Origin of the sequence: Bacteriovorax stolpii, from assembly GCF_002872415.1 — a bacterium.
Classification (GTDB): domain Bacteria; phylum Bdellovibrionota; class Bacteriovoracia; order Bacteriovoracales; family Bacteriovoracaceae; genus Bacteriovorax; species Bacteriovorax stolpii.
Genome location: NZ_CP025704.1, coordinates 2711547 through 2737916 on the forward strand (window position 1 = coordinate 2711547; position 26370 = coordinate 2737916).

Consider the following 26370-nt stretch of genomic DNA (forward strand, 5'->3'; position numbering starts at 1 on the left):
TTTCAACAAAGGGATTTATCTTGAAGACAACGATTGGCTTACTTCTCCTTGCTCTTGTATCGGTAGCATCTGCTGCTGAATCAACTTACTATCCAGAAGCTTTCATGCAAGTGATCGCAAAAGGACAAGTAAAAGACGACGCTCTTAAAACTGAAATTTACAATGTATTAGTCTCTAACCACCAAAGAGATACAAAAGGTGGAAGAGACACTCTTGGTTGCGACCAAGCAGGTGCAGGAAACTGCTACGGACACAGAGTTCTAGGATACGATGGAGCTAGAAAAGTTCTTTTCGGAAAACTTCACCTTGAAGAAAGCAATGGTAAAACATTCATCAGAGATGTTTACTGCCACAAAACTTTCTCTTCTGGAGCAGGTGTAAAACCAGGTGCTATTCCAAACAGCAACCAAATCAACTGCGAACACACTTGGCCACAATCAAAATTCACAGGGTCATTCCCAAAAGATATGCAGAAGTCTGACCTGCACCACCTTTTCCCAACAGACTCAAAAGCAAACTCAGTTAGAGGAAACTACGACTTCGCTGACATCTCTCAAGACAATGGTGCTCTTGCTGGTGATTGTGAAGCTTCAAAATCTGGTTCATCTAACGATGGTGGAAGCGATGATCTTTTCGAGCCACCAACTGAACACAAAGGAAACGTAGCTCGCGCTATCTTCTACTTCTCAGTTAGATACAAAATCAAAGTTCCAGCTGCAGAAGAAAGAGTTCTAAGAAAGTGGAACGAAATCGATCCAGTTGATGACGCAGAAATGGAAAGAAACAACCAAATCCAAGAAGCTCAAGGAAACAGAAACCCATTCATCGATTTCCCAAACCTTGCTAACTACATTAACAAATTCTAAAAAAATCTAAAAGGCACTGCGAAAGCGGTGCCTTTTTGTTTTTGGGCCAGTACACTTTCATTACCTCGCATCTTAAAAGGAGTTAATGATGAAAAAAACGATTCTTGCCCTATCAATCTTATCTTCATTCTCAGTTTTTGCTTATACACCTGATTTCAACGTTACACGCGATGAAGACAATACAGTGACATTAACAATTACAAACAAGAGTGAAGAGACACAAGTGTGCTCATACAACCTTTCTTGGTTTGAAAATGTCCTGACTTACAAAAATCATTACGGAAGAGTGGTCCTGGTTTCAGATGAAACAGGGATTGTGACTATAGACAATGATCCGTATTCAAAACTGACGAAGATCACAGCTCACGTTAAGTGCGAATAATTTATTTGGTAATTAATTTGACCCATTCAGCATAGGTCGCATCGCTTGAAAACTCGCGTTCGACCTTTGCTCTTCCCGCCTGCCCCATTTCTAGGACTTTCTTTTTATCAGCGATCATCAGTGCCGCTTTTTTAGCGAGGTCATCTGCGCTAAAAGCTTCAGCAAAATAACCGTCAACTCCATCATTTACCATTTCGGCCATACTGCTGGCCTTAAAAGCAATAACAGGTCTGGCGCAAGCGTACGACTCTAAAATGGTTCTTGCTGTCCCTTCAAAATAAGAAGTGAAAAGTAAGGCATCAATCTGTGGATAAAACTCTGCCGTTTTTTCGATATGTCCGGTGAATTCAACTACTGAATCCAGCCCAAGGTCTTTTCTTTCATTATAGAGCTTCTCTTTGTCTTCCCCGTCTCCAGCGATTATCGCCTTCACGTTATGACCTTGATCCACCAGTTTTTTCATCGCCTGTAAAAAGAGCGAAAGCCCTTTTTGCTCCGTTAAGCGGCAGCAGTTTCCAAAGATAAAGGTTTCACCGATTTCTTTTTTTACCGGCACAAACTCATCGAGTTTAATTCCATTGGTGATCTTAGCGATCGTCTTTCCTTCAAGAAATTCAGGAACTGTTTTTCTGAATGCTTCAATACAATCTTCAGAAATGCCAACAAAAGTATTGATCCCATTTTTAAAAGTCAGGCGATAGCTCCACTTATTTTTTGGAGCATGAGGTGTCCCGACTCGCAGGATGCGCTTTTTAATATGCGAGCGCCCCACGGCCCATCCTACAGCTCTTACGTCGCGGTAAGAGTTAAAGACGAAGGCATCAGCATTGATTTGATTTAAAAGCTGCCAGAAGACCATCTGTTTAACAATGTTCAGGTAGGTTTTATCGGTGATTGGGAACTCAAGCGTGTCGAGATTAGGCTGAGTTGTTTTAAGCTTATTAAAACGCTTAAAAAGCTCTCCATTAGCAGGTCCAATAAAGACCACTTCGTGCCCGGCAGATAAAAGTTTCTGGGCGACTTCGAAGTTCCACTTCTCACCGCCGCCCCAAACATCGTATCCGTTAAAGAGAATAACTTTCATTTAAATCAGCTTGTAGTTTTTGTACTCACCGATACGGTAACCGGTAGCACTTTCAATTAAATCGCTCACAATAACGTCTAAGATACGCGAAGAAAATTGAAATGGAAGTTTATCAAAATCCAGCTCATTGCGGTTAGCATCTAACCACGGCTTGGCCACCCTAGGGTGGGTGCCTTTAAATTTCTTTAGACCCCACACGCGGGTGTAGGCGAATTCTTTTTGATTATCTTTAGCGTTGCCATGATAAAGGCGGTCGAAGGCCACCACTTTTTTGGCCATGACTTTTTCTGGTCTTGCCCAACCGTAGTGGAAAATTCTCGCTTTAATCAAGCGCGCTTTAAGTTTAGTATCATCGGCCTTTCTAAAGCCCTGAGCATCCAGCCACGATTTAATCCCTTTGTGATTTCTCACCAGGCGGACTTCTCTTCTGTACATTGTTCTTGTGTATTTATAGATGTCCACATTTCCATAGAAGTGCATGTAGTTAAAAACCAGACCATCGATCTGATCATTTTTTTCCATCTCTTCAACACCTGCTAAAATCGCCGGCAGATCATCTTCATGAATGCACTCATCGCCCTGAATGTACTGACAGTATTTCCCTGTACACTGCTCAAGTGCGATATTCGTTTGCTGAGAAAGAATCAACCCGCTTTTTTGAATCGCAGGGTCCCACCAGCTTTTAATAAACTTGTATTTCTCACCTTTAAGGTTTGACGTTAAATAAGCGTATGTCCCGTCATCTTTTGTGCATTCCTGGTCATCAAAACCTACGTTGATGACAACTTCATCACAGATAGGCTCAATCGAAAGGACACTCTCCAGGATGGGGTATCCTAAAGTCAGACCGTTTTTAATAAATGTAAAACCAGAAATTTTTTTCAATGTTATCCTACGTACTTTTTATCCGCTTCACTTTGTTTGATATTGCGGAAATTTTGAAGATCATAAATATAAAGTTTTGCCAGAGAGTCGCTGTATGCTTTCATGAAAGCGAGAACAATTCCTCTCTTGCCCATTTTTCGTGAACGCCAACTCATACGAATGGCCGTCCAGACAAAGGAGAAAATAACTTCCGGAGCAGAAACGCGTCTGCCCTTATTAAACTTTTCAGAGCCAATGAGCATTGAAAAGCGGGGCATCTTCGTAATCATCGCATCCAGGTCATAATCCGGATCGTGAAGCACTCTTACGTGGCGAGGAAAATCGGCCATCAGGTGTGGTTGTTTTCCTAAGTCAATTCCATCAATAAGGTGCAGGTGGTGGTTTCCACCAGTGTATCTTGTTCTGTCTCTTAAAAAGAGTCTTTCTTGATAGTCGCTTCTGCCATGTCCGTATTCGATAGCCGCGCCTTCAAAGTACTCCGTTCTCACCACTCGCCACATGGCGATCGTGCGGTCGTTTTTCTCCACAACTTTTCTTATTTCTTCAACGAGCTCAGGAGTCGCAGCTTCATCAGAGTCGATCATAAAACACCACTCATAAGAAGCGTTATCAATTGAAACGTTTCTTTGCGGGATAAATCCCGGCCATGGGTTTTTAACGAATTTTACATTGGGGTAAGTTTTAGCGATCTCTTCCGTTTTATCCTTACTCCCACCATCAATGATTACGACTTCTTTAAAAGCTTTGAGTGAATCAAGACAGCGTCTTAAGTGTTTTTCGGCATTTTGAGCGATGATGAGAACAGATGCGGGAATAGATAAATCGTTAGTCATTAAATAATCCCGCCTTCTTTTAGATTAGATGCATTTAAATTTCATATCGGCAGTGTAAGCTTCTTCGTCTTGAAACACAGAACCAACAGCTCCTGCTCCAAAAACTCCCTTACCTACGCTTTGTTCTTTTTTTCCACCCATAACTCCCATCATGCCACCGCCAACAGCAGCTGCTTTTGAGACTTTCTGGATTGTTTTATGAGTGCTTTCGTCCATTGAACCAGTGTACTTGGTGTCTTCAGATGTGAAGGCCGGAGACTGGTCTTTTTCACCACAATAGCTTTTTGCTTCTGCCATTGCTTGTTCTTCTACTACAGTTTTCTCAGTTCCTCTGATAAGGACTCTGTGAATACCATCAGCACCCGGGCGAACGTGCTCGTGAGAAGCACAAGAAACAAGACCTAGAAGTGAGATAAGTAGCGCGCATTTCATTAACTTCATGTTAACTCCTAATTGCATTTAAATTTAATATCAGTAGCAACTGATTCATTATCCTTGAATAAGCTCTTTTCCATGCTAACTTCTGTCGGCGTGGCCTTAACAGTATCGTCACTTAGGTATTCTATAGTCTTACCTAGTTTTGTGCAATAAGCACGGGCCTGCTTGTGAGCGGCTCCTTCCGTGTCTTTTACATCTTCACCAAGAAGACTGATAGAGTGAATGCCATCGGCCCCCGGACGAACGTCCGGAGCCGATGAACAAGAAACAGCTAAAAGTAATAATGCTAAAGCTGATAAGTTTTTCATTAGAATAGTCCCGCAGGGTCCATAGTCTGAAGAGTGTTGATAACGTGGCGAAGGAACTTCGATCCAACCTCACCATCAATTAGTCTATGGTCGTAAGTGTGAGTTGCGTACATCATCTGACGAATAGCGATTGCATCGTCTTTAGTGACAACTGGACGCTTCTGGATTGTACCAACACAGAAGATCGCAAGTTGTGGCTGAAGAATAACTGGAGTCGCTGCCAGAATCCCGAATGACCCGTTGTTTGTGAAAGTATAAGTTCCACCAGACATATCATCCAGAGTTAATTTCTTAGCACGAGCTTTCTCAACAAGAACGTTAAGGGCGCGAGCAAGTCCTCTAATGTTTAAGTTGTCTGCTCCTTTGATAACTGGAACAACAAGTCCGTTACCAGGAACTGCAACTGCACAACCAAGGTTGATGTCTTTTTTGTAAATGATGTTCTCACCATCTGTAGAAGCGTTAACGATCGGGAACTCTTTAAGAGCTTGAACGATAGCGTATAGGATGAAGTGAGTGTAAGTAAGACCGAAGCCTTCTTCTTTTTCAAACTGCTTTTTGAAGCTCTCTCTGAACTTCACAAGGTTTGTCATATCGACTTCGTCGATTGAGTTTACGTGTGGAGAAGTAAGCTTTGATGCTTGCATATTGCGAGCGATCGCTTTTCTCATGTTGTCCATAGGAACAATTTCAACTCTCTCACCTGGTCTAAACACTGGCCCTGGAGCTGGTGCAGTTGGAGCTTTAGCTGCTGCTGGAACTGATGCTGCTGCCGCTTTTGGAGCTGCTGCGCCTGCAGATTTTCTCCCACCTGCTACGTAGGCTTCGAAGTCAGCCTTAGAAACTCTTCCCGCTGCTCCTGTTCCTTTGATATGAGCAAGTTCAGAAAGAGGAATTCCCGCTTCCTTTGCCATTGCTTTAACAAGTGGAGTGTAGAATCTTCCTTCTGTCGCCTCTTCTGCTACAGCTGCAGCCTTTGGAGCTGGAGTGCTAACTGTTGCTTGAGTTGAAGCAACAGGAGCTGCCGCTGGTGCCGCTGCCTTTGGAGCTGGAGCGCTCGCTCCCGCCTCGCCAACAACCGCGATTAGTTTTTGAACGTCAACAGTGTCACCTTCTTTGTAAAGAAGCTCAAGAATTGTTCCTTCGTATGGAGAAGGGATTTCTGATTCAACTTTATCTGTAGAGATTTCAAGAAGAGTTTCATCAACAGCAATCTTATCCCCTACCTTTTTGTGCCACTTTGTGATTGTACCTGTTGTAATTGACTCTCCCATTTGAGGCATTACAATTTCGTATCTCGCGCCACCAGTTGTTGCTGGTGCAGCAGCTTTGGCCGCCGGTGCTGGAGCTGGGGCCGCTGCAGGCGCAGAAGCTGCTGCCGCTTTCGGAGCTGAAGCTGTTGCGCCTGGAGCATCATCGACAACAGCGATGAGCTTTTGAACGTCAACTGTGTCGCCTTCTTTATAAAGAAGTTCAACAATGACTCCTTCGTATGGAGAAGGAATTTCTGACTCTACTTTATCCGTAGAGATTTCAAGTAGTGTTTCGTCTACAGCGATTTTATCGCCGACATTTTTGTGCCACTTAGTGATGGTACCAGTAGTGATTGACTCTCCCATTTGCGGCATTACGATTTCGTGTCTCATATGATTCTCCTAAGTATCCTAAAAAAATTCTATTAAAAGTTGAGTGCTCTTTTCTTCGAGGCCAGTACCGCTTCACCTAACCACTCACCAAGTGTCGGGTGCGGGTGAATTGTCGCGAAGATCTCTTCATCAATTCCTTCCATAGTTTTGAAAAGAACATACTCATGAATAAGTTCAGTCGCGTTTGTTCCAACGATGTGGGCTCCCAGCATTTCGCCGTGTTTTCCCATAAGCGTTTTTACAAATCCTGTATTTTCATTTGAAGCTACGGCCTTACCGTTAGCTGTAAATGGAAGCTTTCCTACGTTATACTCGATTCCTTTTGCCTTAAGTTCTCTTTCTGTATATCCAACAGAAGCTACTTGTGGCTGACAGTATGTACATCCAGCGATGTTCATTTTGTCGATAGCGTGTGGGTGCGCGCCTGCTAAGTGCTCAGCTGCCGTTACACCTTCGTGAGAAGCTGCGTGCGCAAGAAGAGGAGGTCCAGAAACGTCACCGATAGCGTAGATGTTTGGAACGTTTGTCTGGTACATATCGTTTACTGAAATGAATCCGCGGTCAGTTTTGATACCAACAGCTTCTAATCCGATGTTGTCGATGTTTCCAGTCATACCAACAGCAATTAGACCCATTTCGAATTTGTGCTCAACTTCTTTTCCGTTTACTTTTTCAAAGATTGAAACGTCTTTACCGTTATTCACAGCACGCACGCCTTCGATTCCAAGAGAAAGTTTAATTCCGTATTTTTTGTAAGCTCTTTCTACTTCAACTGATGAATCATCATCTTCGATTGGAAGTAAGTGTTTTTGAAGTTCGAAAATATGAACGTCTACACCAAACGCATTCCAGAAGTAAGCAAACTCAACACCGATAGCTCCGGCACCAATGATCCCGATAGACTTTGGAAGAGTTTCCATTTTTACCGCTTCCCATGCTCCAATCAGGCGCTTTCCATCGTGCTCAAGACCAGGGAATGATCTGTAGTGAGCACCAGTTGCCACGATTAGGTTAGTGAAGTTGATTGTTTCAACAGCTGTCGCTGTTTTTACTTCAAGTGAATTTTTAGTTTTGATTTTACCGAAACCAGTGATGACTTCGATTTTATTTTTCTTCATCAAAAAGGCGATCCCTTTTGACATCTGATCAGCAATTCCCGAAGCGCGCTTTACTGCGACTGCTCCATCAAGACCCTTTAGTTCGACATTGATCCCCAAAGACTTCATATCGGCGATTTCATGAACTGAGTGGGCAGACTTTAAAACGGCCTTAGTTGGGATACACCCACGGTTAAGACACACGCCCCCTAATTTATCCATTTCTACGATTGCGACTTTCTTTCCTAACTGGCTTGCTCTAATTGCAGCTACATAACCACCTGGGCCTGACCCAAGTACAACAACATCAAAGTTTTTCATTCATTGAATCCTTAAATTTTTTAGTTTAAAGTACGCCTAAATTTGTAAAGACAATGGCATCTATTGTCAATGAAAGGGCCGTCATTTAAGTGATAAAAACGCAAAGCGCAAACGATCTCAATTTAACCGCGGCCGAGAAGGCACGCGTGCTGGAATTTTTCCCTCAGGGAATCATTGCTATCGACCTTGAAACAACGGGGCTTTCCCCTCTTGTTGATCGCATTATTGAAATTGCGGCCATGAAAATAACCCCCGAAGAAACGACGGTTTTTCAGACGCTGATTAACCCACAAATTCCCATTCCCCCGCACACCACTGCGATTCACAATATCACTGACGAAATGGTGAAAGACTCGCCCATTCTGCAAGCTGTTTTACATGAACTAAAACACTTTATGGCAGACCTTCCGGTAGTCGCCCACAACGCCAAATTCGATATGGGTTTTGTGGTGATGGGCATGCAGAAATCCAACTTAGAACTCTCAAGCAATGATGTTTACTGCTCTTGTAAATTAGCGCGCCATACGCACATGGAACTGCCTAACCACAAGCTTGCGACTTTAGTTAAAGAATTAGATATTCCGCTTTTAAACCATCACCGCGCAACCGATGATGCTTTTGCGGCCTTAAAAGTTTTCCTACACTCGCTTGATCGTGTAAGAACGCCCCTCTCTCCAATGCTCAAACGCCACGGCCATCTCTTCACTTTGAGTGAATTTGAGAAGCTGGACATCGAAGAGCTGCCGGAGAAATTTAAAATCTTAGAAAAACTGGTGAAAGAAGCGGCCGTCGTGGAAATTCTCTACAGCGGTGGAAATCATAAGAACGAATGGCGTCCGGTAAAGTTAACTAGTTTACTAAACTCGCCGGAAGGAAATATTCTGTATGCACGCTGCCTATGGAGTGATATGCAGAAGTCCTTTAAGCTAAAAAAACTAACAGATCTTCGCTCTCCAGGTGCTGAAGACATCGCCAAATGGCTCAAGAAATAATGAAAGATTTTATTACAAAAGAAAATATGTGGTACCGCTTGCAGCAGCTGATTATCTTGGTTCTGCACCTAATTCTTCTTAAATGGATGTACTACACTCTGACAAATTCAGGACGCCTAACAATGACGGAAGTGTTCTATCACTTTATCGGCATGTCGATCATGGGCGCTTGTTTAATCAGAGGAACTGCCTGGTGGGCACGTCACCACTACATCAAAGAAATCAAAAAAGACTTAGCAGAAAATAAAACAGAAACGGATGCAGGAAAGAGCGAATGAGCTGGACTCATGAGTTTAAAGAAGCGCTGAAAAACAATCAGGACCTGAAAGATTTTTTCGGGTGTGACTTTCCTCAGGTGAATTATCCGGTTTTTATCCCGCGTGTTTTTGCCGCTAAAATTTTAGAGGCAGGCCCAGGCTCTCCTCTTTGGAATGAATTTCTTCCCCACATTGATGAAAATAAAGACGACGGACGCCTTGATCCTATTGGAGACAAGGTTCACGCAAAAAATAATCAACTCATTCACCGCTATGAAAACCGTGTCCTTTTTACACCGACAACGGTGTGCCCGGTTTTATGCCGTTATTGCTTTAGAAAAAACGAATTGTCGGCCAAAGATGAAATATTCGATCAAAAATTTCAGGAAGCGCTTTCTTATTTAAAAGCAAACTCTGAAGTGAATGAAGTGATTTTTACTGGTGGTGATCCCTTTATTTTAAGCAATGAAAAGCTGGCCACCTACATCCAGGAATTCTCTGAAATCGAAACAGTAAAATACCTCCGCTTTCACACCAGAACTCCCGTGATTCTACCTTCGAGAATCGAAGAAGGATTAATTGCCATTCTTCAAAGCTCTGCTCACTTATTTAAGCGCTCAATGGTTATGATCCACGTCAATCATGTGAGTGAATTAACTGATGATGTGAGAGAAGCGATTCTTCTTTTAAATGAAAATAATATTGAAGTGTTTTCTCAGAGTGTGCTGCTTAAAGGTGTGAATGATTCAACAGAAGCGCTATACGATTTATTTACCGCTTTAGCTGATATCAAAGTGAAGCCTTACTACCTTCACCATTCTGATGAGGCCCGTGGGGCGATGAATTTTTACGTGCCTTTAGAAGAAGGCCGCAAAATCTTTGCTCCTCTTCACAATAGGCTACCTGGTTGGGCACTGCCGCAATACATTATCGATATTCCGGGAGGCCACGGGAAAACCCCGGCCTTTAACCCTGAAAGCTTTGAATTTAGTGGAAACTTAATCACTAAAAATGGAGAAAAAGTTAAAATTATTTGACAGATTTTAACACGATCATTATATTTTCGAGCACACCATACAAATGCGGATTTAGCTCAGTGGTAGAGCGTCTCGTTGCCATCGAGAAGGTCGCAAGTTCAACCCTTGTAATCCGCTCCATTTGATTTTCAGAAAATTCGGTAAAATCTCAAAACATTAAAAATCTTAACAACTTAAATTCACGAGGACAGAAATCAATTCACATTTGTTTATTTCCCCATATTTCGTCATCTTTCAAAGTGTCCTTACCAAATCCTTACCAGAAACTTTTTGAAGTAGCATCTGCAAGCACGTGCTTGCGTTTTGTAGCACCAAAACTTGCAAACTTCTAAAATCCCTCAATTTTTTTAGCAAGCATAGGCTTGCTTCAACTTCGCTATTAACAATCAATTTTTTTGCCACAACGACAAGCACCACCTTGCCAAGGTCGTGGCATTTTCAAATGGAGAATTTATGGAAACAACTACAGAAAATATAAAAGAAGAATACCTATCAGATTTCGCAGTCCTCTTAAAGAAAATGAGACTGCTTAAGAAACTAACAAGACAGCAAGCTGGACTCCTTTTTGATTTCTCTTACAAAAATATTGAACGCCTAGAAAATGGCCGTGGAGCAATCAGCGTTGAGAAATTTAAAGAGTTCCAAGAAAAATACGGCTACAGCGATTCAGAAATCGAAGACCTAAGGTCAGGAAAAATACAAGCCTCAACAGATGCGAATTCCATCAGAAGAAAAAGTGGAACTAAAAACAGACCAGACAGAAGATTTTGTCACAGAAGAATTACTAGAGAGTGCAAAGTTTTAAAAGAGCTAAGACTTCTTAAAAATATTAATCAATATGAAGCTTCAAAACTTTGTGGACTTGGAATCAATACCATTGGCTTTATCGAAAACGGCCGTGTAGCTCTGACTGATAAAAAGATACTCCATATCGTTCTCACTTATGGTTTTTCGATGGAATATTTTAACCAGCTTTTAAAAGTGTCTCCTCTTCGACATGAGATGGTCGAGGAATGCCAAAAAATCATTGAGAGAATGGATGAGAATAAGTTAAGAATTATTATGCCGATGCTTCAGAGTATGACAAAGTGAAGAACTGTCGCGCACAGCATCATTGACTCCATAGACCGAATCAGTATAAAAAATATCTTAATTAAATTTAATTTATAAGGACACTATATGGCGAGAAGAGTTTTTCTAAGTTTCAAAGCAGAAGACAGAAAAAGAGTTGACGGCTTAAGACTATTAGCTGCGAATCCAAATTTTGAAATTGAGTTCTATGATGAATCAGTTAGAGATCCGTATGACAGCACAAACGCAAACTATATTAAATCAAAATTAACTGAAAAAATAACTAGAGCTTCAGTAACAGTGTGCCTAATAAGCGAAGATACTCACACTAGCGAATGGGTAAATTGGGAACTAGAGAAAAGTCTAGAAAAAGGAAATAAAATAATTGCAATGGCGTTAAAAGATGTTTCAAGAGCAGTATTACCAAGAAAAATTAAGGAACTAAATTTAACATTTCACAGTTGGGATCATGAACATTTAGCAAAATTAATAAACTCTTAAATTTATGAAATTCAAGGAAAATGATTACCCATCTATTTATTTATCAGCTGATAAAGCCTCAATCCAAGCTCAAAACTTTTATTTGTGGCTAATCAAAATTGATCTAGCTTTAATGATTGTGGCCGCACTGCTGACAGTTTTTAATTACCAAGATCTTGAAGTAAAAAGAAATATAAATGGAATTTCGGCTCTTTTGTTTAGCATAGCGTTTATACTTTCTATCATGCTTAGATTAAATCGATTTGAAAAAACATGGTATGGAGGACGAGCGGTAGCAGAGTCGGTAAAATCCTTAACTTGGAAATATATTACCAAAGCTAAACCTTTCGACACAACTACTGATGAAAAGTCGACTTCAAAATTAATAGAATTACTTAAAGAAATTACTTCAAAAAAAAATGATCTGGCATTTAATTTCGAAATTAATGACAACGATATGATCACTCACAAAATGAAAGAAATTCGATCATTGCCGACTAAAGAGCGATTAGAATTTTATAATGAAGAGAGATTATTAGCACAAAGAAAGTGGTACGTTACAAAGGCAAAATATAACAAAACCCAAGGGAATTATTTTTTTATTTCAACATTAATAACTCAATTTATCGGACTAGGATTTTCCATTTACCTAGTGACATCACCTAATTCTATAAACCCTATCGGGGTTTTATCCTCTATAACTGTCGCTTTATTTTCTTGGATGCAAATTAGGAAATTTCAAGAGTTGTCACAAGCATATTCTTTAACAGCAAACGAGCTTGGTTTAGCTTTGGCAGAATCAACTTCAATAACTAGCGACAAAGATCTGTCTAACTTCGTGAACGAGTCCGAAAGTGCGATCTCTAGAGAGCATACCATGTGGTCTGCAAGAAGAAATTAACCGATTTAAGAAATATATACATATTAAACGGAAATATTAAGAACGTAAAAAGTAATTTTTCGGTAGCAAAAACTTCTTCCAAAACTGCTTATTACCGAGAGAACATTCGTAATCATTTTCCTCGTAAAATATTTCAGCAAAATCTGTACCATCATTCTCACTGATAAAATCTGCCAACTCATCAATAACTGATATTACATTTTTAACTTTTCTATCTTTCTCAATCAACCAAAACCATCCTTCGTCACTCTCTAGAAATCCACTCTTCTCTGCATCTACTGACTCGTTAAGTAAATCAGGATCGTTAAATCCATTTAGCTTAACTTTGCCATCACTGAGATATTTTTCTGCAATAAAATACCCAACAGCTCTTGGAAGCTTATCTAAACTTTCTCTTGCTCTACCGCATATTTCTTTAAAATTATCCCATGCTGGAAGATGCTCCTTTTCAACCTTTTTTACATCCTCTGCATTTTTACATTTTTTTAGCTTTTTAATTTGATTTTTTAATTCTTCAATTTCAGATTCCTGCTTTTTGTAAGTAAGCTTATATTCTTTATTTTCACCTTGTAATTTTTCATATTTTTCTAAGGAAACTCGTTCCGGTTGTGGAAGTGACTTTAAAATAGAAGGCAACTTTTTTAAAAACTGATCCTTTTTGGAATTCCAAACAGGTGTTTTAAAATCCTTAATACCTAATGCTTCTTTAATCTCATCTATGAAACCATCTAAATCATCTATCTTGTCAACTTGAACACCAGAAAGCACTCCTCCTAAATCATTTTTAGCAAGTGGTGGGATGGTTAATACTAGTTTCTTATGTGACAATGCCCACGAAGCTCCTAATTCACAAAGACAAAAATGGCTCTCGTAGTAATTTGAAGAAAGTATTATTATTACAATCTTTGGATCTTGAATCTTTTCTTTTATAAAACTTATGAAATTTTCCCCCGAGGGAACCCCCATACCTTCAAGCGATGTACAAAATATATCATTAGCCTTTATCTCCAGCGTTAATCTTAGAAGATCGGCCAGTGCATCCACTAATTTTTTGTCCTTGTGGGCATGACTTATAAAAATTTGTGCCATTTCTTGTCCTTAGTTTTTCATTATCTTTTCCAAAAAACCTTGTAGGCTTTTCCATTTTCAACCCGAAAATAATCGGCTTGAGAGTCATTATAAAAATAAAATATGTGAGAATTTTTTTTTGATAAAAAATCACGCTCTAACATTTTTTCGGCATCAGAAACATTTTCAAAAACAGGAAACAAATTTGAGGTATCACGATTTTCGTTTTCTCCGTAAACATCTAAGATCATTTGATTGACTAAAGCCTCAACCGAACCTGAAATGTAGTAATAAGAAAAATGACCAACACCTTGATAATTAAATCTATATATTTTAGGCTGAATTCTCTTATATCTACCACCATCCAACCAAATCAGAATAACTTTCGTTAAAATAGTTGAATTAAATTTAACAAAAAAATCTGAAGCAGAAGCGTTTTGATCTGGAAAATCTATACTCCAAACTTCGCAATATTTTTCTCTGTTTTCACGAGCGCTTTCATGCACTGTAAACTCAGGAAAAAGTTCATGATAGAAATATAAATTCCCTTCTTCATTGTAACCATATTTCCACTTAGAGGTTTCTGTGAGATATTTTTTAACTCTCTCCATTGGAGACAAATCTAGCCCCAATCTTTCAAAATACATACGCTCGATCATATTATCTGTTGAGGTACTATTTACTGGGATATTTGTATCAATAACTCTCGAATATACAACTCCGGCCCTTAGAGGGCGTCCATTAGAAGTATAATCTTCTGTTAAAAAATATGGCTTATCAGGACTATTTTTAATAACCCAAACATCAAACTCTTTTCCATCGTGAACTACTGTTTTTAGAAAAAAATTTGGTAATTTATTCAAACGACATGATCGTAAAATCGTTATCAAGTCTGGCTGAGTTCGTCGATACTGGTCAGCTCCCACTCCATGAAGAGTGCCGTCATCTGCAACTCCAAAAATCAAAACTCTATCTGATAATGTAAGGGCATTAGACAGGCATAGCAAATCGTGAATTAAGTCTGAATTTACGCTTGGATATTGCTGCTTAAAGTCTATAAACTCACATTCTTGATAGCGCAATAACTCTTCAAAGTTTACTGTCTCGACTTGGTTAAGTTTTAACATCACATTCTCTCAATCAAGCTTCAACAAGAGTGACTTTAAAGAATTAATAAATTTACTTGTAACTTCTGCGCAAAATTCACTATCTCTCAAATACTCTTTGGGTGTTAATGTTATATATACTCTTTCCCAATTTGATTTACTTTCATCAACACGTGAAACACAATACTCATAATCCTTTAATAGACTTAAATTACTTTTTTCTCTAAAAAAAATATCCACTAAATGATGTTCTGGATTTTTAGAAATTAGACAGAGTTTATAGTTTTTTGTCTTTTTCATAATATCAAAAGAGAACTCTAGAGTTTGCGAACCTGCTGCAAAAGTACAGTATTTAACATGAGGCACTCTTCGACCGTGTAACTCATACTCATCATCAAGAATTTGAGTATAGCTTGAATAAAAATCAAGAATTTCTTTTTGCTGTGGAACGAGTTTTGTCTTATTTTTGCCCAGTTTAGAATCAGGCAATGATCCTTTAACAAGATAAGATTCTATATTTTCAGGTGGAATAATTTTCTGAGTATCTATAAAAAGCGACTCCGTGCTTAAATCTTTTAAAATTTTAAATTCAACACATGAAATATCTAGCTCTTGACTAGCTAGATACGCCGCTACACTCTTTACTCTTTTATCAAAACTCTGAGAAACCAGAATTATTTTCTGTGAGCTGTTAAGCAACGACAGTGCAGAATCATCATCTATTTCTTCTGATAGAAACTCTAATATTGATTCTCTTGCATCAACATTCAATTTATTTTTCTTTATAAACTCACTATAGATATCTACGACATCCATTGGGGTCAAGGTAGAACAATATGAGGCATATTTTAGCCCCTGAATATCTATCGTTGATCCAGAATGATTTCTCTTTAGCTCAACAATAACTAGGGCGCCAGTTTTATCGACGGCCAGCAGATCAAGACGATCATTTATTTCAAACTTGTCCAACTCCTCGCTAATTACGAGAAAATCTGAGTCATAATGCTTAGATAATATAGAGGGATTCTTTTTAATCCATTGTTGTAAATCTGATCTTTCTTCAAGTTTTAACTGATCCAAAGAAGATTCTTCAACCTGCTCAAGCTCTTTTGTTTTAATATGTATCTTATACATAAACTCTCATTTTTTGAGCTTGCTCAAAATGCTACCTGATTTTAATTGAACAATCGCTATACCTATCTCGATTAAAGGCTTGGCATATTCTTTTAGCAACATCTCAACTTGTTCTTTATCTATTGTTTCGAAAGAATTTTCAGAAACGACCGTTGCATCTCCTATCGGAATTCCCTTATAGTAAAATTGTTGTTTAACTCTAACCTTTATAGATTTTTTCAAAAGCCCTTCATCAATTTTAATTTCATCAAAAACAACTACCTTAAGATCTTCTTTCTGTTGTATTACTGTATTAAGTTTTTTATTCAAGAAAAAAGCGACAACTAGCAAAGCTATAAAATTAAAAATTAAGAATATAAATAAATATTCAGCAGACATTAGACTATGCAACCTTCTTTAGATTTTCCAAGATATATTCCTCAGGATTAACAGAGGTATTTTCTTGATCTCTAAATTCTCTGACTATTCGATTCAGAGCAAAGCGGTTCATAAAACCTTTATCACAAAGGAGAACAAAATCATCTTTACTTATTCCTGTCATGACTTCAAAAAATTGTGGTGACTTTGTTTGAATTACATCATCAATATTATATTCACGCTGATAGGTCATATAGATAAAATCTGCCATACAAATTGCAAGTCGCTTAATTTGAGTTGCATACCACTTTTTACGAGTCTGCCTTTCTTTGTCTTCATCTTTTTTTTCAAAATCTTCAATGATTTTTTCTTTCTCATCCTGAGTTAGGTTTGGATCAGATTTAACATTTTCTAAATCGCTTGCATCACGACCAATCTGTATAAAATCATCAACGGAAGCTGAAAAATCCCCATTTCTGTATCCTTTAACTTTTTCTAAAATTTCTAGGATATAAGGATGCTCTTCAAGAAGTTTTAATTTTCCAAAATTCACAAGCACATTTGAAGTAATTCTTCGTGCTAGGGCGATTCTTGACCCCTCGTGGTTAAGGACTTCAAAAATATCTTTTGCTGTTGTAGCAGTACTAATTAGACTTCCCTCATAGAAGCGCTTGATCTCTAGAGTATCACAAAGGCCTTCAGTAACGATTTCAAGGTTGTCTTTATTTACGTCTACATTCCCTTCAAAACTTTCCTGCTGTGAAATTTGGTCTGCGATATTACTTGCACAATCATAAGTCACTTGAAGACAACGAGTTATGGCAAAATCAAATACCCAAGCTTTAGGTTTCAAAACCTTCTGATCTTCTGTAACCCAAGCAGACTGTACTCTGAAAATAGCTTGGTAATATGATTCAGAAGATTGAGTATCATTAAGAATGAGGATACTATCCCATTCTCTTATTGTAACACCAGTTAGAAAACGTCCACAGGTGAAGGTGATCGTTCCTAATTTATTGGTCTCATTCGCTTCCTGAATAGCATTTTGAACCTTGGACTTTTCAGAAGCATATATCTTATCATTTTCTTCCTTCTTGCCATCATTCCCCGAAGCATTGATAAGAATGAAGTTTGAAAAATATGGATGATTTTCTAGTTTTTCAATAAGTGCCGAAATTGAATCGACTCTGCTTAACCACCAAACTGTGTGACGTTTTGCTGGACAACCCAATTGACCTGCTAATTTACCATAGACACTAATTGAACGTGCTTGATGATCGGAACGAGTCAGTCCATCAATGAAGTGATCTACCGCATCTTTATAGATGAAATTTCCTTCTTCGTTCGTTTCAAATAGACGATTCAGCGAAAAATCAATGTCATCTGTCTCGAATGTATCTCTTTGTTCCTTAATGTCATCATCTGTAATTTCAATAGCAGAAATATTAAGATCAGGCATCAAACGATAAATTTTTTCTCTAATCTCTTCTGGATCAGATTCTCGTTCTTCTTTTTTGTTTTCCATTTCATCAAGATAACTATAGGTATACACTTGCTGAGAAGAAAAGTCGTCCTGTTCGATAAGTCGGAAAGGTGTTCCAGAGAGGTCAAGGCGATGTTGGAATTTAAGTTTATCTAAAATCCCTTGAGCACGCTCTGTTCTGCTTCCATAGTGAACTTCATCAAATATGACTAAGTCCCATTCAATTTCTGGAATTTTGTGAAGTCGTACTTTTGTATTCCTGTCCTCGTCAATCCAGAGGTCTTGAAGAGATACACACAGAACTATTGGGCCATTTGCTTTGGGAAAATCTCCATCATCTGTTAAATAGGGATCGTGTGGATTTTCCTTTTTATACTTTGCCCTTATTCCTGTCCATCCATCAAAATCAACTTGCTCATTTACAGTCTCGATCCATTCTGTAATGACATCAGGTTTATAAGTAACAATTAGTGTATTCCGAGAATTAACAGCTTTTGCAAGATGAATACTTGTGAAGCATTTACCAAAACGCATTTTTGCATTTATTAAAAAACGATTCGAATGTGTAGCTGCACCAATAACTTCAGGAGCGTATTCTTTTTTGAACCACTTGCTAGCCTTATCAATGGCACCTTTCTGCTCTTTCCTAAGTGTATATTTCTTAGGTCGTGGAGAACCATACTTCAGCTCATTATAAGCTATCTCTACAGCTTCAAACGGCTTCTTAGTATTTGGAACTATAAACCACTCTTTACCCGGACTGTTTTTTGGTTTTTTACAGCCATGTTTTAGGAGAATATTATGAACATCAGAATCTCTACAACCTTCAGGAAGCTCACCAAGGAAGATCCACTTGGGCTGTTCAGGATTACTTGTACCAAACTGCTCTCTGATTCGCTCTTCATGACGTCCGACAACACAGTGGCCTACTTTAATAAGACCATCTTCCAAGTAAGTCTCTGTTGAATATGCGTAAAGTTCTAAGCGTTCCATGAATTAAGACCACTCCTGAACTTTTTTCTTAATATGATCTTGTTCAGCTTTCGTTAGCTTGAAAAAATCTGCAATCATTTTATCATTCCACTCTTTGGAGAAATCTAAGTATGGAACCCAAGCCCAACGATCTTTGGGTATATGTTGTGTTAATTTCCTTACACCTAAGAGATAGCGAGCAAAATCAGTCTTGAGATAGGTTAAAAATGATTCTGCCTCTTTTTTTGTTTCAAAGCATCCAACAACATTATATGTCTCAGTTGTTGCTTCTCCTTTTCCAATAATAAAATAGTGTTCAGGTCTTAAAGTACACCGTGCCATTCCTCGTCCATACGCATTCGGAACAGCTACCTTCCATTTTGAAATTTTGTCTGCATTTTTTACAATTGCCGAAAGAGGTGCGTATTTAATTTTTCTTAGATTAGTGTACACCGGTATTGCATCTTTGCTTTTAGGATCAACAGATTCATTTCTATTGAAATAAAAAGTTCTCAATCCAAATGGTTTACCTGACCAAGCAAAGTCAGAAACCCATTTTCCACTCCACGAGGAGACCAATTTTTGAATAATTTTTAATGAACCAGGATCATCAGGAATAATGTCATAATCTGATAGCTTTAATTCATTAATTGTTTTTCCATCATCGAATTTCACTTTCCCTTCATAAGTTGAATCCCAACCGAAAAAACAAACGCCACCTTTAATTTGGACTGTTGGAAATACTTCTTCAGATTTTTCAAAATATCTAAGCGTTTTTAACTTATTTGAATTAATCATTCTATCTCTAAACCCATCGAGATTCTTACCACCAGCAAACCATCTTGAAGGGATTACAAGCATTAACTCTTTTATCTCACCACAATTAATTAAATGCTCTACAAAATAAGGATAAATTAAACTAGCACTAGCACCATGACCGCCATCTGATTCTTGATATGGTGGATTTCCTATGGCAACAATTTTTTTATTTCCTGATTTAGACTTAATGTAATCAATCATATTCTCGAACTCCCTTTCAAATTTATCTTGATCTAAACAACCATCTTCCTCAGATACATAATGACCATCTCGAATTATGTGATTGTATTTTTCATTGTGACTTTCAGAGTTACCTAGAAATGTTCTCAGACTTAATCGGTGATGGCGCTCATCTGGAGCCATACCAAAATAACGGTTGGATTCATAAATTTCTTTTTTCACCACTTCTAAGTCCAACAACTTAGCTTTTGCTTTTGCTTTACAGCTCAAAAAAGCACAAGCTAACAGCAACTCACCTGCTTTACAAAAAGGATCGAAAAAGACCACGTTTTCATCTATAAAAACATCTTCTCCTAGTAGAGAAACCATTTCCAAAGCTTTATCCATTTTCAAGATTGGCTGATCTCGGCCAATAACATTGCCAAGAACATCAACAACATGAGCAGTGGGTTTTAATGCCAATGCACTCATTGATTTATGCTCCTATAGTTCTAAGTTCATTTTTGCTTGTTACAAAAATAACTTTTGCAAAATTAAATTCATCAAATCCTTTTAAGCGTCCTGAAATTACCGCATCCATAAATTTAGATGAGCGCTCATATTCAAGTGGAATTGTTTTAGATTCTTCACATGATTCAAAAAAATTTACCCATGTAAGGTCAAAATCCAATTCATTGTGCCCATTTTGTGCAAACCACTTCGCTCCCGATTTAGTCAAAGAAGCATTTTGTTTTGCAGTCTTTTCGGAGCTTAAAGCTGAGAGCGTTTCATTTTCATCAATGTGCCACTTGACCGCAGAAATCACATGAGTGAAAAATTCTTGATTTTTTGCGATTAGTGAATGAGTTGTTGAAATATTCAATTTCTCTTTTAAGAATTTCACAGTCTCTTGAAGAATACGGGTGCGAGTGCTTTCGATGTTTTTTGGATCAATGTCAATCGCCCAAAGTGTGTTAAGAGCATTTGCAACTGCATACAGAGGAGCTTCTTTTGTTTTGCCAAAGCCTTGAATGACTGCTTTCTTATAAATTGCTTCTAATCTTCTTCGATAAATTGGAAGAACGATATTTCCATGACCGCAACAAGGTTCAAAGAAAACAACATCTTCATTAGACCAAAAATTTTTTTTATCCTTAGCTAGAATGTCTAGCATTTCCTCAACGTAAGATTCCGGGGTGAATACTTCACCTAAATCTCTAACTCGATCACGGCTTCGGTGAGATAGACTTGAAATATCAATTAAATTACTCATATATTATCTCCAATATAAATAATTATCGGCGACAACTGTGCATCGTGTTAATTTTATTTTGGAGAGGTATAAGTTGCCTTAAAGAATTTCATAAAATTAAAGGCTGAGTTCATTGTTCAAGATTGTGAAAAAGATTATAGCCGCTGAATTAATTCATCTGGCATAAGAACATCTTTTAAAGCTGAATTAGCCATTACAGAATATGCCAAATCGCTATCTAAACTAATCGCAAATGGGAGTGTAGTACACTGTAGAGCATTTAAAATCATAGAATCTGAAAATCCTGCTCCAATATCCGAGCATATCTCTATGGCATTTTCCCAAGTAATCTTTTTATCGAAAATAGCTTTTTGACCATCGTTATACATACTGAGATAAGTGATTTTAAGCTTCTCTAAAGCCTTATATTCTACTTCCAAGGGTTTTCTAAGATAAACGCTACATAATGCCTTCCAGAGTTCCATTCCGGCATTTCCTGAATTTAAAAAGATTTCTCTTATCTTTTTTATTTCTCGGTCGTTAAAAATTGGTTCAGCACCTTGGTGCAATTCACGATTATGTAAAATGCTTGATTGAGCACGAATAGCTTGCTTCTTCTTATTGGGAAGATCTAATTCAGAGCTTGGGTGAATTGCAGTTCTAAGGCCTTCAGTTAACAGCAGTCTTCTATAAAATTCCAAATATTCTTGTGTTGTGTTTACTGTTGAATAAAGGGCAATTTCATTTTTTTGAATTTTATTTTTTATAAATTCATATGTTCTTGTGTGAAACTTTTTTGGGGAATAGCTTAGAGTGATAATGACATTGGCGTCTAAAATCGTCCCTTCAACTTTCGTTCCATTTTGCTTTAAATTAAATAAGTATTCGTCAAATTCCGAAAAACGTACAACTCGTCCCATTTCATTCCTTAAAATCTTGCTGATTCCGAATCATTCTTTTCTTTTGCTACAATTGAAATAACATCGTCTTCTGATTCAGATTCAACACTCTCAATTTCTCTAGAAAGATCATTAATTCGCTTAATGTCTTCTTTCGATAAAGGTATATTTCTTCCCTTCTCTGCTTCTTCAATGAAGGCGTCAACATCACTAATATTCTTGTTTTCCATATATACTCCTTGAACTTACTAGGGCTATTCTAGCATCTAAGTCGGAACCTTAACGTTCCGATTTTACTAGCCTCCTGAGCCTTCTCTGACAAGGCCTTTCCGCGCCCAGAACCGTCTCTGTTTGTGTTTTAATATGTGAAAATGACTTTAGCTATGTAAAATTAAAAAATAATTGTACCAATTATAAATATGAAAAAATTCCCTTACCTGTCCTTACCAACACACAAAACTATCAATAATTACAAGTGGTTACAGGTTGCCCTGACCCGCTCCATTCTTACTTTCAAAACATTATCAACGAACTGAATTACCTGATTAAGGCCGCTTTTCTGTCTGCCATGAAATTTTAAACGAATCACAAGCTTCTCTTCTAACTTGATCATTTTTAGACATCGAGATTTCATTCCTTAAGGAGAATTGAGAAAAATGATAAAGCATTGCGGCCGGATCATTTTCCATACCTAAGTCAAATACGCCAAATCTAATATCAGGATGCACACCTAGTAACGCCTTACCAAGATCTTTTTTAACATTCTCATTTTTTAAACTGCAATCACCAGGCAGTGTATTTTCGGTTATGCAAGTAACAGGAGTTTTGGATTTCATACACTGAGAGACGATACTTTTAATTTTTGAATTCGCTTTAAAATATGGCATATCAGTTAAAACTTTAACCATTCCTGCCTTATACTTTTTTGTTTGAAACAAGGCCCTCGTTTCCGGAGGGTACTGAGCATTGAGCTCTTCTGACAGCACCAAGCTCGCAATGCTTGTTACTTCTTTACCAGATAGACCATTGCAAATGGCCTTTACTCCAGTTGGTACAGTCTTCGTTGTTTTACACTTTAGATCTGAAGGAGCAGCAAGAAGATCATTTATCATTCGCTCTAAATTCAAATTTACTGATGCATTTAACATTAAATCTAAAAAACCTGAATTTTCCCAACTTGCGCCAGAAATGAGCCCTTGCCTCATATGGTTCTGAAAAAAGCTTGAAAGTGTGAATTCTTTCTCTTGAGATAAAAGAAGTTTAACATTGCTCTTATCACCGCCGTACGATTCTCTATTTAATACCGAAGCTGTCATCAAGCAGGTATTTTTTTGTACATACTCAGGAGATGTCAAAAACTTTCCAAGCAAATCACCTGAAAAACAGGATTCTACATATACGCCTAATTTGTACTTTGAAGAAAGATCATTGATTTTATCAAATATCTTCTCTGGTGGAGTATCTCCAGAATCTAGAGAGGCAACTCCCCCTTCAAGACCGTGTGAAAGCTGCATAATAAAGACATCAGAACCAGGGACCGAGGTAGGATTTACATCAGACCACTTTGAAACAATCTTGCAATGTTTGTACTTATCTAGATATTCTTTAGCTTTATAAAAAGAGCCATTTGAATCGCGTGAAAAACCACTGACCACAATACACTCAGTTTGAGCGTAGATATTTTTCGCTCCAAAAAAAATGAATAGTAAAACGAGCAAACTTCTAAAGCACATACATCTATCCATTGCTAAACTGATATAAACGATAAGTTACTATCAATTATAGAATAGATGAGTTCCTATTTTTACGATTCTTATTTAATGGGAAATTTTTGCCATTTTCTAAACATTCCAATTGTACTACTTAGAAACATCGTTAGCTTTTAAAGTGCTTCCTGATTTCTCATCCACTAATTCTTTAGGTGCCCTTGGTATATCAATCACCAGAGCGCTTGCAGGTTTTTCATTAAGTGGTTGCTTAAGACAAGCAAGTGTTTGCAGCTCTGATAAATTTTTTAATCCACATTGATGCATTTTTTCTGGCGATGCTCCTGATTGTAAACAGGCCATCGTATTTAATTCGCCGAGATTTAAACTTTTACATGCTGAAGCGATGCTACTTTCCGGACTAATTGTTAAACACCTAATAGCGTTGACCTCACCCATATTTAATTTTTTACAAGATTCTGCAACTTCTTTACTTGGTTTCAATTTAAGACAACTAAGCGTATTCACTTCTCCAAAGTTTTGAAGTTTACATCCTCTTGCAACTTCTTCATCAGGTTTTAGGTTAAGACAGTTGATAGTGTTGACTTCTCCAAACTTCAAAAACTTGCACAACTCCGCGACTCTCACATCTGGTTTCATGTCCAGGCATTTCATCGTATTGACTTCACCAAAACCTAAAAACTTACATGCTTTAATTCCTGTCGCATCAATGTCTCCTTGAAGACATTTTATAGAGTTTGTCGGTCCCACTCCAAGCAGAGTACAATTCTCAATTTTGGTATCATCTGCTTTAGAAGTACTACATTCCACAGTTCCTTCAATAGACTTTGTTAATCCTAAACATTTTGAAATACGATTTTCAGGGTAACTCTCTACAAGTGTCTTTGCGTCTTCTAATTCTTTAAATTGAGGAGTAAAAGAATTTTGCCCTTTACTAAATGGGTCAGTAGATAAAATTGCAAGCGTCATCACAGCTTCGCGCTCTTTCGGGTCCATTTTATCTATGGCCTTACATTCTTCTGAGACACTACTTTTATAACTAAAGGGCCAGATACTGATCGAAACGGACGACTTAGAACAACTTCCACTATTAATGAGCTTAGCTGCCTCTACTCGCTTTATTACTGGAGTTAATGTTTTATCAATCTGTTCATCTGAATAATTTAATGACTTCAATTTTTTAGAGACGTCTGAACTAATTTTATTATCTTTTACAGAAAATAAAGTTTTAACAATTGCAGAATGACAGTCATTCTCATTTCGCTTTCCAAATTCAGAGCGAAGAACCCCAAGTTTATCTATTTTCTGCTGAACAACAGATTTATCACCTGAGCCGCAAAAACAATCAAGCTGATCGACCATATTTCTTTTATCTGACGATCCACAATTATCTTGGGAATAAGCAGAGGCCATTGTTAAAAATAAAAGAATGAAAGTCTTCATAAATGTCCCTTACAAGTTTCGTTTATTAAAAAAGGCCCGCTTAAAGCAGGCCCTTTTTAATTTTTTAAATTTTATCTTGCCTGACAATATCCACTCGCTTGTCCAGTCCACTCGCAAACTCCAGAAAGCTCCTGGCATTTTTGTTGTGATGATCTGTGCGAACAAAATATTGCGTTTGGATCTGTTGACCCCGGACGAGCTTGGCAGTAAGAAGATGTCGGCGGAATCCACTGACAAATACCATTTAGCTCTTCACACTTTTGCTGTGTAGATCTCAAGTAACAGAATTGTGCATTTGGATCTTTTGCACCAGGTCCCATAGGAAGATAGCCAGGATTTTTTTCAGGTCCCGCTGGAATGTAAGCAGGCTCTTTTTTTACTTCGACTGGTTTTTTAGCAGCTTCTTTTCTTGCTCTTTCAAGTTCAGCTTCTTGTCTATCGTCTGTTGTAAATGTTTCTGTAAACTGCTCAAGTGTCTCAACGTCACGACGGTAGTCATTTGCTGAATATTGATAACACAGAGAATTTACCGAAACATTGTCAATATGAACGGATTCAGAGACTCCGCTATCGAATGTTAGTGCAATTTCATTCTTAAGTGGGTTAACTCCAACAATTTTTCCAGCACGAGAACCGACAGCTCCGCGATCCCCTACGCAATAACCACTTAAACATCCCTTCCCTACAGCTACGTACTCCTGAGATACTGACTCGATAACGCCGCTATCAAGCATAACAGAAATATAATATTTAATAGGGTTAACTCCAATAATTCTTCCCACGCGAGTATTAATAGCTGCACGCTCTCCTACGCAGTATCCTCTTAGGCAGCCCTTACCAACTGAAACATGTTGAGCTGAAACGGTTTCAATGACCCCGCTGTTATAACGAAGAGAAATCATCTTAGTGACTGGGTTTACACCAATAATGACTCCGGCCCTTTGCATTACGGCCCCACTGTCATCTGCACAATACTTAAGATAGCAGCCCTTATTGGCTGTCACATACTCAATACCAACAGTTTCGATGCTTCCGCTTTCAAATCTAATAGTCACTTGTTTTTTTCTTGGATTAACTCCAATAACAGTCCCTGTTCTTTGATTAACAGAGGCCCTGTCGCCTGAGCAAATACTAAAAATACTATCCCCACCTTGTGTGTCACTTGCTTCAGCACAGGCATCATATGAGCTTGGCAGACGAGAGTTCTTTTTTGTCTCAACTGCTACTGGATTATTAAGCGTCGGTTGAGTCCAGGCACATCCAAACAATGACATGCTAAGAAGAAATACAATATTTTTCATTCGTCCCCCTAAATATTCTCATCGTCATGTCGGTTATACAGGTCGTAACATT

27 protein-coding genes and 1 tRNA gene are annotated in these 26370 nt (G+C 38.1%); 9 read left to right on the forward strand and 19 right to left on the reverse strand.

Translation table 11 applies throughout. From position 1 onward, the window contains the following. The first annotated feature begins 20 nt into the window (after positions 1-20). Both C0V70_RS13365 and C0V70_RS13370 read left to right on the forward strand, forming a co-directional pair. Positions 21-866, forward strand: a complete 846-nt coding sequence (locus tag C0V70_RS13365; RefSeq protein ID WP_208107731.1) for an endonuclease I family protein — start codon at positions 21-23, stop codon at positions 864-866. 88 nt (positions 867-954) lie between these two features. Further along, positions 955-1248: a hypothetical protein gene (locus tag C0V70_RS13370; protein ID WP_102244363.1), complete on the forward strand. Its 294-nt coding sequence runs from the start codon at positions 955-957 to the stop codon at positions 1246-1248. A gap of 1 nt (position 1249) precedes the next feature. Here the strand turns inward: C0V70_RS13370 and C0V70_RS13375 are convergent, their stop codons facing one another. The 7 genes from C0V70_RS13375 to lpdA are packed head-to-tail and all read right to left on the reverse strand — an operon-like array spanning position 1250 to position 7860. Further along, a complete protein-coding gene (locus C0V70_RS13375; RefSeq protein WP_102244364.1) occupies positions 1250-2332 on the reverse strand; it encodes a glycosyltransferase family 4 protein in 1083 nt (360 codons plus the stop codon). Further along, on the reverse strand, positions 2333-3217 hold the full coding sequence (locus C0V70_RS13380) for a glycosyltransferase family protein (RefSeq protein WP_102244365.1): 885 nt from the start codon (positions 3215-3217) through the stop codon (positions 2333-2335). Positions 3218-3219: 2 nt separating this feature from the next. Next, complete coding sequence (locus C0V70_RS13385) at positions 3220-4050, reverse strand: glycosyltransferase family 2 protein (protein ID WP_102244366.1); 831 nt, start codon at positions 4048-4050, stop codon at positions 3220-3222. Between the two features lie 24 nt (positions 4051-4074). Beyond that, positions 4075-4491 carry a hypothetical protein gene (locus C0V70_RS13390; RefSeq protein WP_102244367.1) on the reverse strand — a complete coding sequence of 139 codons (417 nt, stop codon included), beginning with the start codon at positions 4489-4491 and terminating at the stop codon, positions 4075-4077. Positions 4492-4499: 8 nt separating this feature from the next. Beyond that, a complete protein-coding gene (locus tag C0V70_RS13395; protein WP_102244368.1) occupies positions 4500-4796 on the reverse strand; it encodes a hypothetical protein in 297 nt (98 codons plus the stop codon). Then, on the reverse strand, positions 4796-6442 hold the full coding sequence (gene sucB / locus C0V70_RS13400; RefSeq protein ID WP_102244369.1) for a 2-oxoglutarate dehydrogenase, E2 component, dihydrolipoamide succinyltransferase: 1647 nt from the start codon (positions 6440-6442) through the stop codon (positions 4796-4798). The genes C0V70_RS13395 and sucB overlap by 1 nt, the downstream gene beginning before the upstream one ends. A gap of 32 nt (positions 6443-6474) precedes the next feature. Next, positions 6475-7860, reverse strand: a complete 1386-nt coding sequence (gene lpdA / locus C0V70_RS13405) for a dihydrolipoyl dehydrogenase (protein ID WP_102244370.1) — start codon at positions 7858-7860, stop codon at positions 6475-6477. Between the two features lie 89 nt (positions 7861-7949). Here lpdA and C0V70_RS13410 point away from each other — a divergent pair, with 89 nt between their 5' ends. From C0V70_RS13410 to C0V70_RS13440, 7 genes are all read left to right on the forward strand, one after another. Further along, positions 7950-8852: a 3'-5' exonuclease gene (locus tag C0V70_RS13410; protein ID WP_102244371.1), complete on the forward strand. Its 903-nt coding sequence runs from the start codon at positions 7950-7952 to the stop codon at positions 8850-8852. Then, complete coding sequence (locus C0V70_RS13415; protein WP_133566606.1) at positions 8852-9130, forward strand: hypothetical protein; 279 nt, start codon at positions 8852-8854, stop codon at positions 9128-9130. The genes C0V70_RS13410 and C0V70_RS13415 overlap by 1 nt, the downstream gene beginning before the upstream one ends. Next, positions 9127-10146 (forward strand): KamA family radical SAM protein, encoded by a 1020-nt coding sequence (locus C0V70_RS13420; RefSeq protein WP_102244373.1) that lies wholly within the window; start codon positions 9127-9129, stop codon positions 10144-10146. Before C0V70_RS13415 ends, C0V70_RS13420 begins: the two co-directional genes overlap by 4 nt. A 45-nt stretch (positions 10147-10191) precedes the next feature. Next, a tRNA-Gly gene (locus tag C0V70_RS13425) sits at positions 10192-10266 on the forward strand. 333 nt (positions 10267-10599) lie between these two features. Then, on the forward strand, positions 10600-11238 hold the full coding sequence (locus tag C0V70_RS13430; RefSeq protein WP_102244374.1) for a helix-turn-helix domain-containing protein: 639 nt from the start codon (positions 10600-10602) through the stop codon (positions 11236-11238). 87 nt (positions 11239-11325) lie between these two features. Further along, the gene (locus C0V70_RS13435) at positions 11326-11718 is read left to right on the forward strand and encodes a TIR domain-containing protein (protein WP_102244375.1); all 393 of its coding nucleotides are present in this window, start codon (positions 11326-11328) and stop codon (positions 11716-11718) included. 4 nt (positions 11719-11722) lie between these two features. After that, positions 11723-12598, forward strand: coding sequence for a DUF4231 domain-containing protein (locus tag C0V70_RS13440; RefSeq protein ID WP_102244376.1), 876 nt, complete (start codon positions 11723-11725; stop codon positions 12596-12598). 36 nt (positions 12599-12634) lie between these two features. Here the strand turns inward: C0V70_RS13440 and C0V70_RS13445 are convergent, their stop codons facing one another. From C0V70_RS13445 to C0V70_RS13500, 12 genes are all read right to left on the reverse strand, one after another. Further along, a complete protein-coding gene (locus C0V70_RS13445) occupies positions 12635-13687 on the reverse strand; it encodes a toll/interleukin-1 receptor domain-containing protein (RefSeq protein WP_102244377.1) in 1053 nt (350 codons plus the stop codon). 20 nt (positions 13688-13707) lie between these two features. Further along, positions 13708-14793, reverse strand: a complete 1086-nt coding sequence (locus C0V70_RS13450) for an AlbA family DNA-binding domain-containing protein (protein WP_102244378.1) — start codon at positions 14791-14793, stop codon at positions 13708-13710. 9 nt (positions 14794-14802) lie between these two features. Beyond that, a complete protein-coding gene (locus tag C0V70_RS13455) occupies positions 14803-15906 on the reverse strand; it encodes a PDDEXK family nuclease (RefSeq protein WP_102244379.1) in 1104 nt (367 codons plus the stop codon). A 6-nt stretch (positions 15907-15912) separates the two neighbouring features. Next, the gene (locus tag C0V70_RS13460) at positions 15913-16284 is read right to left on the reverse strand and encodes a hypothetical protein (RefSeq protein ID WP_102244380.1); all 372 of its coding nucleotides are present in this window, start codon (positions 16282-16284) and stop codon (positions 15913-15915) included. A gap of 4 nt (positions 16285-16288) precedes the next feature. Then, a complete protein-coding gene (locus C0V70_RS13465; protein ID WP_102244381.1) occupies positions 16289-18739 on the reverse strand; it encodes a DEAD/DEAH box helicase family protein in 2451 nt (816 codons plus the stop codon). A 3-nt stretch (positions 18740-18742) separates the two neighbouring features. Beyond that, positions 18743-20188: an Eco57I restriction-modification methylase domain-containing protein gene (locus C0V70_RS13470; protein WP_102244382.1), complete on the reverse strand. Its 1446-nt coding sequence runs from the start codon at positions 20186-20188 to the stop codon at positions 18743-18745. 4 nt (positions 20189-20192) lie between these two features. Then, on the reverse strand, positions 20193-20969 hold the full coding sequence (locus C0V70_RS13475) for a hypothetical protein (protein WP_102244383.1): 777 nt from the start codon (positions 20967-20969) through the stop codon (positions 20193-20195). A gap of 134 nt (positions 20970-21103) precedes the next feature. Continuing rightward, positions 21104-21868: a hypothetical protein gene (locus tag C0V70_RS13480; RefSeq protein WP_102244384.1), complete on the reverse strand. Its 765-nt coding sequence runs from the start codon at positions 21866-21868 to the stop codon at positions 21104-21106. A gap of 8 nt (positions 21869-21876) precedes the next feature. Further along, positions 21877-22077 carry a hypothetical protein gene (locus C0V70_RS13485; RefSeq protein ID WP_102244385.1) on the reverse strand — a complete coding sequence of 67 codons (201 nt, stop codon included), beginning with the start codon at positions 22075-22077 and terminating at the stop codon, positions 21877-21879. Positions 22078-22392: 315 nt separating this feature from the next. Next, positions 22393-23580, reverse strand: a complete 1188-nt coding sequence (locus tag C0V70_RS13490; protein WP_102244386.1) for a caspase family protein — start codon at positions 23578-23580, stop codon at positions 22393-22395. A gap of 126 nt (positions 23581-23706) precedes the next feature. Continuing rightward, positions 23707-25017 (reverse strand): hypothetical protein, encoded by a 1311-nt coding sequence (locus tag C0V70_RS13495; RefSeq protein ID WP_102244387.1) that lies wholly within the window; start codon positions 25015-25017, stop codon positions 23707-23709. A 71-nt stretch (positions 25018-25088) separates the two neighbouring features. Further along, the gene (locus C0V70_RS13500) at positions 25089-26318 is read right to left on the reverse strand and encodes a hypothetical protein (RefSeq protein ID WP_102244388.1); all 1230 of its coding nucleotides are present in this window, start codon (positions 26316-26318) and stop codon (positions 25089-25091) included. Positions 26319-26370 lie beyond the last annotated feature (52 nt).

Bases quoted from the DNA above. Each gene is read 5' to 3' on its own strand.
- C0V70_RS13485 (WP_102244385.1), bottom strand. From the start codon at position 22,077: ATGGAAAACAAGAATATTAGTGATGTTGACGCCTTCATTGAAGAAGCA.
- C0V70_RS13465 (WP_102244381.1), bottom strand. From the start codon at position 18,739: ATGGAACGCTTAGAACTTTACGCATATTCAACAGAGACTTACTTGGAA.
- C0V70_RS13495 (WP_102244387.1), bottom strand. From the start codon at position 25,017: ATGAAGACTTTCATTCTTTTATTTTTAACAATGGCCTCTGCTTATTCC.
- C0V70_RS13370 (WP_102244363.1), top strand. From the start codon at position 955: ATGAAAAAAACGATTCTTGCCCTATCAATCTTATCTTCATTCTCAGTT.
- C0V70_RS13440 (WP_102244376.1), top strand. From the start codon at position 11,723: ATGAAATTCAAGGAAAATGATTACCCATCTATTTATTTATCAGCTGAT.
- C0V70_RS13415 (WP_133566606.1), top strand. From the start codon at position 8,852: ATGAAAGATTTTATTACAAAAGAAAATATGTGGTACCGCTTGCAGCAG.
- C0V70_RS13500 (WP_102244388.1), bottom strand. From the start codon at position 26,318: ATGAAAAATATTGTATTTCTTCTTAGCATGTCATTGTTTGGATGTGCC.
- C0V70_RS13385 (WP_102244366.1), bottom strand. From the start codon at position 4,050: ATGACTAACGATTTATCTATTCCCGCATCTGTTCTCATCATCGCTCAA.
- C0V70_RS13430 (WP_102244374.1), top strand. From the start codon at position 10,600: ATGGAAACAACTACAGAAAATATAAAAGAAGAATACCTATCAGATTTC.
- C0V70_RS13470 (WP_102244382.1), bottom strand. From the start codon at position 20,188: ATGAGTGCATTGGCATTAAAACCCACTGCTCATGTTGTTGATGTTCTT.
- C0V70_RS13445 (WP_102244377.1), bottom strand. From the start codon at position 13,687: ATGGCACAAATTTTTATAAGTCATGCCCACAAGGACAAAAAATTAGTG.
- C0V70_RS13390 (WP_102244367.1), bottom strand. From the start codon at position 4,491: ATGAAGTTAATGAAATGCGCGCTACTTATCTCACTTCTAGGTCTTGTT.
- C0V70_RS13375 (WP_102244364.1), bottom strand. From the start codon at position 2,332: ATGAAAGTTATTCTCTTTAACGGATACGATGTTTGGGGCGGCGGTGAG.
- C0V70_RS13435 (WP_102244375.1), top strand. From the start codon at position 11,326: ATGGCGAGAAGAGTTTTTCTAAGTTTCAAAGCAGAAGACAGAAAAAGA.
- C0V70_RS13490 (WP_102244386.1), bottom strand. From the start codon at position 23,580: ATGTGCTTTAGAAGTTTGCTCGTTTTACTATTCATTTTTTTTGGAGCG.
- C0V70_RS13480 (WP_102244384.1), bottom strand. From the start codon at position 21,868: ATGGGACGAGTTGTACGTTTTTCGGAATTTGACGAATACTTATTTAAT.
- C0V70_RS13420 (WP_102244373.1), top strand. From the start codon at position 9,127: ATGAGCTGGACTCATGAGTTTAAAGAAGCGCTGAAAAACAATCAGGAC.
- C0V70_RS13475 (WP_102244383.1), bottom strand. From the start codon at position 20,969: ATGAGTAATTTAATTGATATTTCAAGTCTATCTCACCGAAGCCGTGAT.
- sucB (WP_102244369.1), bottom strand. From the start codon at position 6,442: ATGAGACACGAAATCGTAATGCCGCAAATGGGAGAGTCAATCACTACT.
- C0V70_RS13450 (WP_102244378.1), bottom strand. From the start codon at position 14,793: ATGTTAAAACTTAACCAAGTCGAGACAGTAAACTTTGAAGAGTTATTG.
- lpdA (WP_102244370.1), bottom strand. From the start codon at position 7,860: ATGAAAAACTTTGATGTTGTTGTACTTGGGTCAGGCCCAGGTGGTTAT.
- C0V70_RS13395 (WP_102244368.1), bottom strand. From the start codon at position 4,796: ATGAAAAACTTATCAGCTTTAGCATTATTACTTTTAGCTGTTTCTTGT.
- C0V70_RS13455 (WP_102244379.1), bottom strand. From the start codon at position 15,906: ATGTATAAGATACATATTAAAACAAAAGAGCTTGAGCAGGTTGAAGAA.
- C0V70_RS13460 (WP_102244380.1), bottom strand. From the start codon at position 16,284: ATGTCTGCTGAATATTTATTTATATTCTTAATTTTTAATTTTATAGCT.